11 protein-coding genes are annotated in these 12414 nt (G+C 65.4%); 5 read left to right on the top strand and 6 right to left on the bottom strand.

What is annotated here, in order from left to right; translation table 11 throughout:
* Positions 1–65: 65 nt before the first annotated feature.
* Together NLM25_RS13380 and NLM25_RS13375 are read right to left on the bottom strand one after the other, a co-directional pair.
* Positions 66–491 (bottom strand): HPP family protein, encoded by a 426-nt coding sequence (locus tag NLM25_RS13380; RefSeq protein ID WP_254137227.1) that lies wholly within the window; start codon positions 489–491, stop codon positions 66–68.
* A 35-nt stretch (positions 492–526) separates the two neighbouring features.
* Positions 527–1360 carry a universal stress protein gene (locus tag NLM25_RS13375; RefSeq protein WP_254137226.1) on the bottom strand — a complete coding sequence of 278 codons (834 nt, stop codon included), beginning with the start codon at positions 1358–1360 and terminating at the stop codon, positions 527–529.
* Between the two features lie 204 nt (positions 1361–1564).
* Between NLM25_RS13375 and fixL the strand changes: the two genes are divergently transcribed.
* The 4 genes from fixL (at position 1565) to NLM25_RS13355 (ending at position 5015) form a co-directional block, all read left to right on the top strand.
* Positions 1565–3082, top strand: coding sequence for a sensor protein FixL (gene fixL, locus NLM25_RS13370; protein WP_254137225.1), 1518 nt, complete (start codon positions 1565–1567; stop codon positions 3080–3082).
* Positions 3083–3085: 3 nt separating this feature from the next.
* Positions 3086–3700 (top strand): response regulator FixJ, encoded by a 615-nt coding sequence (gene fixJ, locus NLM25_RS13365; protein WP_254117244.1) that lies wholly within the window; start codon positions 3086–3088, stop codon positions 3698–3700.
* Positions 3701–3743: 43 nt separating this feature from the next.
* Complete coding sequence (locus NLM25_RS13360) at positions 3744–4166, top strand: response regulator (protein ID WP_254137224.1); 423 nt, start codon at positions 3744–3746, stop codon at positions 4164–4166.
* A 150-nt stretch (positions 4167–4316) separates the two neighbouring features.
* Entirely contained in the window at positions 4317–5015 is a 699-nt protein-coding gene (locus NLM25_RS13355; protein ID WP_254137223.1) for a helix-turn-helix domain-containing protein, read from the top strand.
* A gap of 34 nt (positions 5016–5049) precedes the next feature.
* On the opposite strand, the gene NLM25_RS13350 is transcribed toward NLM25_RS13355, so the two are convergent.
* From NLM25_RS13350 to NLM25_RS13335, 4 genes are all read right to left on the bottom strand, one after another.
* Positions 5050–6363 (bottom strand): MFS transporter, encoded by a 1314-nt coding sequence (locus NLM25_RS13350; RefSeq protein WP_254137222.1) that lies wholly within the window; start codon positions 6361–6363, stop codon positions 5050–5052.
* A gap of 23 nt (positions 6364–6386) precedes the next feature.
* Positions 6387–6923 (bottom strand): PRC-barrel domain-containing protein, encoded by a 537-nt coding sequence (locus tag NLM25_RS13345; RefSeq protein ID WP_254137221.1) that lies wholly within the window; start codon positions 6921–6923, stop codon positions 6387–6389.
* Between the two features lie 21 nt (positions 6924–6944).
* Entirely contained in the window at positions 6945–9149 is a 2205-nt protein-coding gene (locus tag NLM25_RS13340; protein ID WP_254137220.1) for an amylo-alpha-1,6-glucosidase, read from the bottom strand.
* 61 nt (positions 9150–9210) lie between these two features.
* Positions 9211–10974 carry an ABC transporter ATP-binding protein gene (locus NLM25_RS13335; protein ID WP_254117238.1) on the bottom strand — a complete coding sequence of 588 codons (1764 nt, stop codon included), beginning with the start codon at positions 10972–10974 and terminating at the stop codon, positions 9211–9213.
* A gap of 272 nt (positions 10975–11246) precedes the next feature.
* Here NLM25_RS13335 and NLM25_RS13330 point away from each other — a divergent pair, with 272 nt between their 5' ends.
* A complete protein-coding gene (locus tag NLM25_RS13330) occupies positions 11247–12317 on the top strand; it encodes a glycosyltransferase family 4 protein (protein ID WP_254117237.1) in 1071 nt (356 codons plus the stop codon).
* The last annotated feature ends 97 nt before the right edge of the window (positions 12318–12414 follow it).

The raw sequence follows: 12414 nt of genomic DNA, 5'->3' as shown, positions 1-12414 counted from the left end.
CTTCTATCCAACACCTCGACAGAAATGGTGGGCACGCTTCGCTTTGCCCACCCTACGGCACCGCCTTAGTCCATCGCCGTCGCCTTGAGCGCCGCGATGACGTCTTCGCGGGCGATGATTCCGGCCAGCTTTTGCGCGGCGTCGAGCACGATGATGCTCCGGATGCGGTGTTCGACCATGATCTGGAGCACGCGCGTCAGCCGCGTGTCGGGGCTGACATAGATGAACTCGGGCGTCATGACGTCGCCGATCTTGCGGCTCATCAGCTCGTGATAGCGCGGCAGCATCTGGCTCGGCGTGAAGGCGAAGCACTTCAGGATGTCGAATTTGGTGACGATGCCGACCACCTGTCCGTCGTCCTCGACCGGGTAGGAGTTGAAATCGTCGTTTTCGAACATCTCGCTGAGCGCGAGTAGGTCGTGGTCGCGCCGCACCGCCTTGACGTTGCGCGTCATGTAGCCGTCGACGGTCTCTTCAAGAAATTTGTACACGGCGCGTCCTCCTCGGATAGCTTTTTGGCTGGCCGTCAGTGCGACAGCAGCACGCTGCGCGCGGATTGCGTGACCAGATATTCGGTGACGCCGCCGAGGATCAGCTCGCGGAAGCGGGAATGACCGTAGGCGCCGGCGACAATCAGGCCGGCACCGACGTCGCCGGCGATCTTCTCCAATTGAGCAGCGGCGGCGTCGTTTCGCACGGCCTCCGAGACCCGCGCCGTCGCGGTGATGCCGTGACGAGCGAGCCAGGCGGCAACGTCGGTGACGCCGGCCATCATGGCCGAACGATCGTCGCCGGGCTCCGGAATTTCAACGATGGTCACATCCCGCGCCTTGTGCAGCATCGGCAGCGCGTCGGCCACCGCGCGCCGCGACTCCGGCGAGTCCTTCCACGCCACCAGCACGCTGCGCAGATCGAGCCAGTTGGCCTTGTCGGGAACGACCAGCAGCGGGCGGCCGGCCTGCATCACCAGATCCTTCGGGCTTGCAAGCGCGAACGCGTCGGAGAAGGCCGGGCTCTGCCCGCCGCTGACGAGGAGGTCGGCGCAGCGCGCCTGCGCCGACACGAATCGCGCCGGAAAATCCATGGCGCTGCGCCACTCCACGCGCCCGCCGCGATTCTTCGTGGCGGCGCGGAATTGGACCTCCAGATCGGCAAGGCGCTTCCTGATGGAGGCTTCCTCCCGGTCGATCAGGCTCTGGGCCTCCGCACCGTCGGTGAAATAGAGGGGCGAAGCGAACCGTGCCGCCGCGACCCCGACGAGATCGGCCTCGAATCGCTCGGCGAGCTCGCCCGCGACCTGAAGCCGCGCCTCGTTGGACTGATCGAGCGCCAGGCTGACCATCACGGTCGCGAATGTCATCGGGGGTCTCCGAACAGCAATGCACTGGGACGAAATCTAGCCTCGCCGGCGCGGGGCAGGATGAGATAGATCAAAGCGCCGGGGCCGGGCCTGCGGGAAATCCGCCAATGGAATCAGACATCCGAACTTGCCTCCGACCCGCCCATGGGCGAAATTGCGATCATGTTCGCGGCACCACGCTAGCCGCAGAAAGGGAGCCATCGCTTGTCGCCGACCCGCGTAACGCATCCGCCCGACGACGGTCGCGGCGAGCATTTCCGGGTTCGGATCGAAGGATTCGGCGTCGGCACCTGGGATCTCGACCTCACGACGCAAGAACTGGAGTGGTCGGAAACCGCGCGGATGCTGCTCGGTGTCGAGCGTGGCGAGCCGGCGAGCTACGAGCTCTTCCTGTCGCGTCTCGAGCCCGAGGACCGCGCGCGCGTCGAGACAGCGATCAGGCAGGTCACCGAGCATGGCGGCGGCTTCGACGTCTCCTTCAGGATTTCCGGCAACTCCGGCCGCGGCAAATGGATCAGGGCCCGCGCCGGCCTGATCAGGGACGATTCCGGTGTCGCCCGCCATCTCAGCGGCATCCTCCTCGACATCGACAAGGAGAAGCAGGTCGAGGAAGCCCTGCGCACGCGCGAGACCCATCTCCGCTCGATCCTTCACACCATTCCCGACGCCATGATCGTGATCGACGGCCGCGGCATCATGCAGCTGTTCAGCACCGCGGCCGAGCGCCTGTTCGGCTGGTCCGAGCAGGAGGCGATCGGCCAGAACGTCAGCATCCTGATGCCGGAACCGGACCGCACCCGCCACGACAGCTATATCGCGCGCTATCGCAGCACGAACGATCCGCACATCATCGGCATCGGCCGCATCGTGACCGGAAAGCGCCGCGACGGCACGACATTCCCGATGCATCTGTCGATCGGCGAGATGCAGTCCGGCGGCGAGCCCTATTTCACCGGCTTCGTCCGCGACCTCACCGAGCACCAGCAGACCCAGGCGCGGCTCCAGGAATTGCAGTCAGAGCTCGTCCATGTCTCGCGGCTGACCGCGATGGGTGAGATGGCCTCGGCGCTCGCTCATGAGATCAACCAGCCGCTGGCCGCAATCAGCAATTACATGAAGGGTTCCCGGCGGCTGCTGGCCGGCAGCACCGACGCCAACACGCCAAAGATCGAAAACGCGCTCGATCGCGCCGCGGAGCAGGCCTTGCGCGCCGGCCAGATTATCCGCCGCCTGCGCGACTTCGTCTCCCGCGGCGAGTCGGAGAAGCGGGTCGAGAGCCTGTCCAAGCTGATCGAGGAAGCCGGCGCGCTCGGGCTTGCCGGCGCGCGCGAGCAGAACGTGCAGCTCCGCTTCAGCCTCGATCCGGACGCCGATCTCGTGCTCGCCGACCGCGTGCAGATCCAGCAGGTGCTGGTCAATCTGTTCCGCAACGCGCTGGAGGCGATGGCGCAGTCGCCACGGCGCGAGCTCGTACTCGCCAACAAGCGCATCAGTGACGACATGATCGAGGTCGAGGTCTCCGACACCGGCTCCGGTTTCCAGGACGACGTCATTCCAAATCTGTTCCAGACCTTCTTCACCACCAAAGACACCGGCATGGGCGTAGGACTGTCCATCAGCCGCTCGATCATCGAGGCTCACGGCGGCCGCATGTGGGCCGAGGGCAACGCATCGGGCGGTGCGACATTCCGTTTCACCTTGCCGGCAGCCGACGAGAACTGATCAATGACCAAGGGACATGTCTACGTCATCGACGACGACGAGGCGATGCGGGACTCGCTGAACTTCCTGCTGGATTCCTCCGGCTTCGGCGTCACGCTGTTCGACAATGCGCAGAGCTTCATCGATGCCCTCCCCGGCCTCGCCTTCGGCTGCGTCGTCTCCGACGTGCGCATGCCAGGCCTCGATGGCATCGAGCTTCTGAAGTGGATGAAGGCTCAGCACAGCGCGTTCCCGATCCTGATCATGACCGGCCATGGCGACGTGCCGCTCGCGGTCGAGGCGATGAAGCTCGGAGCGATCGACTTTCTCGAGAAGCCGTTCGAGGACGACCGCCTCACCACCATGATCGAAACGGCGATCCGCCAGGCCGAGCCGGCGGCCAGGAACGAGGCCATCTCGCAGGACGTCGCCGCGCGCGTCGCCTCCTTGAGTCCCAGGGAACGCCAGGTCATGGAGGGACTGATTGCCGGTCTCTCCAACAAGCTGATCGCCCGCGAATACGACATCAGCCCGCGCACCATCGAGGTCTACCGGGCCAACGTCATGACCAAGATGCAGGCGGGCAGCCTGTCGGAACTGGTGCGGCTGGCGATGCGCGCCGGCATGCTGAAGGATTGAGGCAGGTCAAAATCATTCTCCCGAGCCGTGCTAGCCAAATGGGATGATCGAGATCGGCTCGCACCATCAGCGGCTCCCAGTGACGTCATCCGCAAAGCCCACCGTCTACGTGGTCGACGACGATGCCGCCGTGCTGGGATCGCTCCGCTTCCTGCTGGAAACCGACGGCTTCGACGTGCGGACCTTCAGGAATGCGACGGCCCTGCTCAATGCCAGTGGTGCCCCCGGCGCGGACTGCTACGTGATCGACTACAAGATGCCCGATATCAACGGGATCGAGCTTGCCGGCCGCCTGCGTCAGTCCGACGAGGGCACGCCCGTGATCCTGATCACCGGCTATCCCGACGGGAACATCTCGGCCCGCGCGGCGGCCGCAGGCGTCAAAGACGTGATCCTGAAGCCGCTTCTCGACGAAAACCTGGTCAAGTCCATCCGCCACGCCATCCAGGACGGACGCGGCAACTGACCTACGGGATTCTACGTAGGCTCCGTAGCCCGGATGGAGCTCCATGACCTACGGGACTCTACGTAAGGCAACCTCCTTAAGATATCTCGCGAAATTTTCGAGGCACCCGATACCGCGTACCAAAGCGTCATCACAACGGAGATGGCGCAGATGCTGACCCAGACGCTCAACACCCAGGCGATCAACACGCAAATTCGTGGCAAGATCGCTCCTGCCCATCCCGTCTCCGACCAGTTCGGCGCGATCGCCGGCCATGTCGGCCTCGTCGCCACGGAGTTCTCCTACCGCAAGGACGAGGAGATCTACGGCGAGGACGAGCCGGCCGAATATGTCTACCAGGTCATCACTGGCGCGGTGCGCAGCTACAAGCTGCTCTCCGACGGCCGCCGCCAGATCGGCTCCTTCCATCTTCCCGGTGATGTGTTCGGCCTTGAATCCGGCCCCAGCCACCGCCTCGCCGCCGAAGCCATCATCGACACGACCGTGCGCCTGGTGAAGCGCGCCAGCCTGGAGAAGGCCGCCGGCACCGACGTGCAGGTCGCCCGCCAGCTCTGGGCCATGACCGCCGGCGAACTGCGTCATGCCGAAGACCACATGCTGCTGCTGGGACGCAAGACCGCGATGGAGCGCGTCGCGACCTTCCTGCTCGAGATGGACCGCCGCCTCGCGGTTGCCGGCATGATGGCGCTGCCGATGTGCCGCCGCGACATCGGCGACTATCTCGGCCTCACGCTGGAAACCGTGTCGCGCGCGCTGTCGCAGCTTCACACCCAGGGCATTCTCGGCTTCTCCGGCGCCCGCCAGATCGTGCTGCGCAACCGGGCACGCCTGCACAATCTCGACGCCTGACCTTTTCTTCCTCCCCACCCACTTGGCCGGCCGTTCAGCCGGCCATTTCTTTTGGCGCGATCATGCCGGTGCGCCGGGTTTCCGGCATCACGAAGAGGATCAGCAAAAGCCCGGTCGCGGCGACGCCGGACAGCCCGATGAAGGCGGTGGCATTGCCGAACTTGTCGCTGACATAGCCGCCGAGCGCCGTGCTCAGCGATGCACCAATGCCCGTCGCCGTGCCGACGATACCTTGCGCCAGATTGAAGTGCCCGCTGCCGAAGGCGACGTCGGCGACGATCAGCGGAATCATCACCGCGAACACCGCCGCGGTGAGGCCGTCGAACACCTGCACCAGCACCAGCAGATAGGGATCGCGCACCGTCGCGAACAAAAGGCCCCGGATCGTCAGCGCACCGAACCCGATCAGCAGCAGCGGCCGGCGGCCCCAAAGCTGCGCCTTGCGCCCGACCGTCGGCGACAGCAGCGCCACGATCGCCTGCGGGACGACGATGCAGAAGGCGACGAGCACCGTCGCCCACTGGCTCGACCGCGCCGTCACCGCGCTTGCCATCAGCGGCATCATCGCGGCGTTCGCCAATTGCAGCAGCAGCACGCTCAGCGCGAAGACGATCAGGGGACGTTGCCGGATCAGATGCCAGATATTGGTATCGCCGGGAACCGGAGCCTCGCGCGGCATCTCGCCGTGACAGCGGGCGATGTCGACTTCCTCCTCGCGGATGCGCGACAGCGCGATCAAGGTCGGAATCGCGAGCAGGAAGGTGACGAGGAACACCGAGCGGCTCGACAGGAGATAGCCGGCCGTGCCCATCACGGCGGCGGCGACGCCGTTGCCGAGGGACGCAAAGCGCGCGTTGCGGCCGAGCCGCTCGCCGATCGCAAGCGGACCGACGAGGCCGAGGCTGATGGCCGCGATCGCCGGCCCCAGCACGCAGCTCGCTGCCGCATGCAGCGTTGCGGCCGCCACCACGACGGGGAAGATCGGCATCGCCGCATAGGCGAGCGCGCAGAAGCCGATGGTCGCGATGGCAAGGGCTGCTACCAGCCGCTCGGACTTCGCGGCATCGATGATCGCGCCGCCCGGCATCTGCCCGATCAGCGCGACGATGCCGCCGATCGAGAGCACGAGGCCGATCTCGACCTGGGTCCATTTCTGCGTCGTGAGGTAGACCGCGATGAAGGGGCCAAACCCGGTCTGGACGTCGGCGAGGAAGAAGATGAACCAGTCGAGGCCGCGCAGGCTCTGGCGCGACGGCGCCGGGATGCTCGCAGGCGGCGGCGCGGAGACGTGGTCCCGTTCAACGCGGCTCTCGCGATCTGCGTGGTTCGGCTTCCTCGACAACAGCACCGGCCGCCATCCCTCCTCTCGCCTCACTGAATCGCTTGCAGCGGCTGCAGGCTGCCGGACGCGCCGAGCACGACCATCGGCGTGTCTTCCTTGTATTCCGGCGCGGCTGCGACCTGCGCCTTGGTCAGTTCCAGCGTGATGCTGTCCTTCTTGTTGGCAATCTTGCCGAACCGCATCGCGTTCCAGTCCACCACGATCTTGCGGCTGCCGACGCCGAGGAAGCCGCCGAAGTCGATCACGGCGGCGCGCACATGGCCGGTGCGGTCGACGATGATGTCGACAATGCGGCCCATGGCCTCGTCCGCGGCGCTGCGCACGTCACGGCCGAGCACGCCATGGGCGTCGCTCGCACCGATGATGGTCACGGACGGCGGCGGCGCGGCGTCCTTCGGCGTCACCGGCACGGTGGAAGCCGGCGGCTGCACCGTCGCCGGCGCATTCGCTTCGCTTGGGGGCGTCGTTGGGGACACCGCAGGCGGCTCCTCCGCGGCGCGGGATACGGCGACCGTCAACCCTGCGACGATCGCCACGCTCAAGACCAACCATCCGGCGGTACGCATGAACCCTCCTCGCAGGCGCCGCTAGCGCGCCAGCACGATCGAGACCTGGATCTGGCCGCGCGTGCGCAACACCTCCAGCGCCACGTCGTCGCCGTGGCGGCTGACCCGCAGATCCACGCTGGAATCGCCGAGGCGCAGATCGTGCAGGATCACCTCGTTCAGGAACGCCGGCAGATGCGGATTGCGCAGGCGAATCTCGCCGCGCACGACATCGAACTCGATGCCGAGCGCCGCCTCCAGCAGCGTGAACGGCGTCGCGCTGGCCCAGGCCTGCGGCGCGCAGGCGACCGGATAGAGCGTCGGGCCGCGCCGCTTCTCGCGCCGGAAGCCACAGAACAATTCGGGCAGCCGCCGCAGGTCCATGTAGGTCGCCGCGTCGAACAGTCCCTTGAAGACATGCGCCACCGAATGCTTGAGCCCGTAGCGCGCGAGCCCGAGCGCGATCAGCGCATTGTCGTGCGGCCAGATCGACCCGTCATGATAGGACATCGGATTGTAGCGCACCTCGCCGACGGCGACGGTGCGGATGCCCCAACCCGAGAAGAAATGCGGCGCCATCAGGTCCGCAGCGACGAGACGCGCGCGGTCCTCGCGGATCATGCCGCTGAACAGCACCTGCCCGGCATTCGACGTCCGCACCTTGCATTGCCGCTTCTTGCCGTCGAGCGCGAGCGCGTAGGTGCCGAGCTCCTCGCACCAGAACGCCTTCTCGAAACGCTCGGCCAGCGCCTTGGCTTCGGTCTCGAGCTTTTTAGCGAGCTCCGGCTTGCCGAGCCGCAGCGCGCAACGCGCGGCGAGCTGCTTGGCGGCAAACACGTAACCCTGCACCTCGGCAAGGGCGAGATTGCCTTCCGCAAGCTGGCCATCGGCATGGAAGATCGCGTCATAGGAGTCCTTCCAGCCCTGGTTGGCGAGACCCTTTTCGGTGGCGCGCTGATATTCGACGAAGCCGTCCTTGTCGGGGTCGCCGGGCCCGTCGATCCAGGCCAGCCCCGCCTCGATCGCCGGCCACAGCTCGACCAAGGTCTTCTCATCGCCGGTGCGTTCGAAATAGCGCCCCGCAAGCAACACGAACAGAGCGGTCGAATCCACGCTGCCGTAATATTGCGCGAACGGCACCTCGCGCAGCGCCGCCATCTCGCCGCCGCGCATCTCGTGCAGGATCTTTCCAGGCGCCGCATCGTTCAGCGGATCGACCGCCTCGGCCTGGAAATGCGCGAGCCGCCGCAGCACGCCCTTGGCGACTCGCGGATCGACCCACAGCATCTGCAGCGCAGTGATCAGGCCATCGCGGCCGAACGTCGTCGAGTACCATGGGATGCCGGCATAGGGGTAACGCCCCTGCGGCGTCTCCGTCATCAGCATGTTGAGGTCGGCCATGGCCTGGCACAGCACCTCGTTGAAGATGTTGTTCGACGTCTCGATGCTGGCCGCGCCCATCGTCGACTGGCGCATCTCGCGGCGATGGGCGAGCAGGCCCCTGAAGAAGCGCGCAGGCTTCTCCGCGACCGGCCGGTTGCAGGACACCGCCACGAACAGCGATTTCGAATGATGCGGGTCCAGATCGAGCTGCCAGATCGCGGCATTCACCGACAACCGCGTCGGGCGCGGGTCGAAATGCAGGCCGGTGGTTCGCTCGGCATCGTCGAGGCCGCGATATTCGAACAGCACGTCGGTCGGCCCGAGCAACTTGCTGGTGCCGGTGCCGCGGCGCGGGCGCCGCTCACCGCGCACCTCGAACAGATCGGCAAAATCGTTGTCGAACAGCAGCGTCAGCTCGAAGCTGGCGCGACGGTCGCCATGGTTCTGCACGCCGATGCGCTGATAGGCCGTGCCGCGCCACAGAAAGATCGTGCGCACGATGTGCAATAGATCCTTCTGGAGCGCGATGCGGCCCTGGCGATAGATGTCGGGATTGGTGAGATCGACGGTCAGGGCCGAATTGTCGTCGCGCAAATTCGAGCCGAGCAGCAGCGGCTGGAGGTCGTCGAGCACGAGCTCCAGCCGCGCCAGATAGCGCGTGTCGTAGTTGAACAGGCCGTCCGGCCCGCCCGCGGAGGCGCCGATGTCGCCATGGCTGTCCAGCACGATGAAGGTGTCGTCGTGCTTGAGCGAGCGACGGGGCCGCGCGGCCGGCCCCGTCATCGGAATGTAGAACGCCTGCTCCGCGACGGCCTCGACCGTGCGCGATACCGAGACGATCTGGGTTACGGCTTCGGCTGCCATGAGCTGCTCCCCTGCGGCCTGTTTTTTCGAACGCGACCAACGCAAACGCAAACTGTTGGACTTACGCGGCGAACTTCGAGAGCCGGCTCATCTCCTGGGTCACCAGCTCACGGTAGGGACCGTGGCCCTGCATCAGGCGGTCGGGCGCGCCGTCCTCGATGATCTTGCCATTCTTCAGCACCAGAACGCGATCGAAATTGCGCAGCGTCGCCAGCCGGTGCGCGATCGCGATCACGGTGCGGCCGCGCATCAGGCGCGACAGCGCCTCGCGGATCGCCTCCTCGGATTCGCTGTCGAGCGCGGCGGTCGCCTCGTCCAGCAGCAGGATCGGCGCGTCCTTCAGGAAGGCGCGCGCGATCGCGATGCGCTGGCGCTGGCCGCCGGACATTTTCACGCCGCGGTCGCCGACCATGGTGTCGAGACCTTCCGGCAGGCTGTCGATGAAATCGCAGCGCGCCGCAATCGCCGCGCGCAGCACTTCGTCGTCAGTCGCGTTCGGACGGCCGTAGCGGATGTTCTCGCGGATCGAGCGGTGGAACAGCGAGATATCCTGCGGCACGACCGAGATGGCCTCGCGCAGGCTCAGCTGGGTCACCTTGGAAATATCCTGGCCGTCGATGGTCACGCTGCCATCGTCGACATCGTAGAACCGCTGCAGCAGCGTGAACAGGGTCGATTTCCCTCCGCCCGACTGGCCGACCAGGCCGACGCGCTGGCCGGGCTGAAGCCGCAGGCTGAACCGATCGAAGATCTTCTCGCCGCCGGGATAGCCGAAGGTGACGTTGTTGTAGGCGATCGCGGCGCCGTGCTTCATCAGCGGCTCGGCCTCGGGATGATCGCGCAATTCATGCGGCACGAGCAAGGTCGCGATCGCCTCGGTCAGGCGCGCGACGTGCTGGGTGACGTCAACCAGCGCCACCGCGAGGTCGCGCGTCGCATTGAGGATGGACAGGCCGAGCGTACAGACCAGCACGACATCGCCGGTGGTCGCCTCACCCTGCTGCCAGAGCATGATGGCCCAGGCCATCAGCGCCACCGTCAGGACGACCGTCACGCCGGCATGCGTGAGCCGCAGCTTTTCCAGGTAACGCAGGCTACGGCCGCGCGCGGTCAGTTCCCGGTTCACCGTCGCGTCGAACCGCTCGTGCTCGTGGCCGATGCCGCAGAAGGCGCGGACCAGCGGCATGTTGCTGATGACATCGATCATCTCGCCGTCGACGACAGCGGCCTTGTCGGCGAAGTCATCATGCAGCGGCTTGCCGGCTGCGGCCAGATGGAACATCGCGACTACCATGCCACCGGCGATCACGATCAGGCCGAGTGCCATATAAGGGCTTACGGTTCCAATCAGCATGATTGCCGCAATTGTGGCGATGCACGGCGGCAACACATTCCAGACGAACATGTTCTCGACCGTGAACACCGCGTTCGATGTCGCGGTGATACGGCTCGTCAGCATGCCCGGCATGCGATCCGAGAAGTAGCTCGGTGCGTGGCCGGTGAGATGACGAAATATGTCACGGCGTAAATCGCCCGTGACACGGACGAAGGTGAAGCTCGCGGTCCAGCTCGCGATCCGCCACAGGAAATTGTCGGCGGCGATCAGCGACATGAGTAAAATGAATGCCAGCCATACGCTGCCACCGTGCGATGTTCCCGCGGACAGGCTGTCGACCAGGGATTTGACGCCGTACTGCGTGCCCACGGAGCAGGCAACCGCTGCAACGACGGCGGTCAGGATCACGAGATGCGACGTCAGCCGTCGTCGCAAATAGCGCAAGACAAAGGCAAATGGCCTGCGCGCGTATCCAGAGAGATGATCCATATGACTGCAACCCCGTCGTGATGATTCAAGTTTCTATTAGCCGATTGAACATCGACCGCTTCGCCTCGGTTCCCGGGCCGGGCCATCACGACATGCGGATGCGGACGATGTGAGAAGAGGAGATGGCAGCATCGCGGCCACGCAGAAGTGTGTCCAAGAAGTAACGTTCGTTGAAGGAACTTCGCAATTGCGAGAACGTTCCCTCGACTGGCATGCCGGTGCCCAGTCACGGCGGGGGTTAGTTTCCATGATCGCACAAAGGAGATGGTGAGATGCGCATCGCGCAGGTAGCTCCGTTGACGGAGGCTGTTCCACCCAAGCTGTATGGCGGCACCGAGCGGGTGGTGCATTGGTTGACGGAAGAGTTGGTTGCCTTGGGCCACGACGTCACGCTGTTCGCCAGCGGTGACTCGCAGACCTCGGCGAAACTGGATGCATTATGGCCGCGGGCGCTTCGCCTCGACGGTTCCGTGCGCGATCCCAACGCGCTTCACATGGTGCTCCTGGAGCGCGTGCGGCAGAAATGTGACGACGAGGAGTTCGACTTCCTCCACTTCCATCTCGATTACTATCCGTGGTCCCTGTTCCACCGGCAGCCGACCCCGTTCGTGACCACGCTGCACGGCCGGCTCGACCTGCCGGAGCATCAGCCGGTATTCAACACCTTCACCAAGATGCCGGTGATCTCGATCTCGAATGCGCAGCGCAGGCCGGTGCCGCAGGCAAACTGGGTCACGACGATCCATCACGGCCTGCCGGAAGACCTGCTCACGCCGAAGCCGGCGAAACAGGAATACCTCGCCGTGCTCGGCCGCATCGCCCCCGAGAAGGGCGTCGACCGCGCCATCAAGATCGCGATGCATTGCGGCATCCCGCTGAAGATCGCGGCCAAGGTCGATCGCGCCGACCAGGACTATTATGACGAGCTGATCAAGCCGATGATCGTGAACAACCCGCTGGTCGAATTCATCGGCGAGATCAGCGATCACGAGAAATCGGACTTCCTGAGCGGTGCGCTCGCACTGCTGCTGCCGATCGACTGGCCGGAGCCGTTCGGCCTCGTGATGATCGAAGCCATGGCCTGCGGGACGCCGGTGGTCGCCTTCAACCGCGGCTCGGTGCCCGAGATCATCGACGAAGGCCTCACCGGCTTCGTGGTCGAGGACATCATCAGCGCTGCCGGCGTCGTCAATCGCCTCGCGAAACTGGATCGCGCGGCCATCCGCAAGCAGTTCGAGAAGCGCTTCACGGCGCGGCGGATGGCGCTGGACTATCTCGCGGCCTATCGCAGCCTGACCGAGGCCCAGGCGCCGCGGATCAAGCTGGTGAGCAGCGCGGAGTAGCCGGCGTAATCACAACTGTCGTCCCGGACAAGCGAAGCGCAGATCCGGGACCCATAGCCACAGGACGTTGTTGGGCGAAGACTCGGAGTGACCAGTC

The organism is Bradyrhizobium sp. CCGB01, from assembly GCF_024199795.1.
Lineage (GTDB): Bacteria > Pseudomonadota > Alphaproteobacteria > Rhizobiales > Xanthobacteraceae > Bradyrhizobium.
Note: the sequence above shows the minus strand (reverse complement) of the source record. Positions and strands in the feature narration are given on the sequence as shown.

Coding starts and splice junctions, on each gene's coding strand:
- NLM25_RS13375 (WP_254137226.1), bottom strand. CDS start 1,360: ATGACATTCGCGACCGTGATGGTCAGCCTGGCGCTCGATCAGTCCAAC.
- fixJ (WP_254117244.1), top strand. CDS start 3,086: ATGACCAAGGGACATGTCTACGTCATCGACGACGACGAGGCGATGCGG.
- NLM25_RS13360 (WP_254137224.1), top strand. CDS start 3,744: ATGATCGAGATCGGCTCGCACCATCAGCGGCTCCCAGTGACGTCATCC.
- NLM25_RS13355 (WP_254137223.1), top strand. CDS start 4,317: ATGCTGACCCAGACGCTCAACACCCAGGCGATCAACACGCAAATTCGT.
- NLM25_RS13345 (WP_254137221.1), bottom strand. CDS start 6,923: ATGCGTACCGCCGGATGGTTGGTCTTGAGCGTGGCGATCGTCGCAGGG.
- NLM25_RS13340 (WP_254137220.1), bottom strand. CDS start 9,149: ATGGCAGCCGAAGCCGTAACCCAGATCGTCTCGGTATCGCGCACGGTC.
- NLM25_RS13335 (WP_254117238.1), bottom strand. CDS start 10,974: ATGGATCATCTCTCTGGATACGCGCGCAGGCCATTTGCCTTTGTCTTG.
- NLM25_RS13330 (WP_254117237.1), top strand. CDS start 11,247: ATGCGCATCGCGCAGGTAGCTCCGTTGACGGAGGCTGTTCCACCCAAG.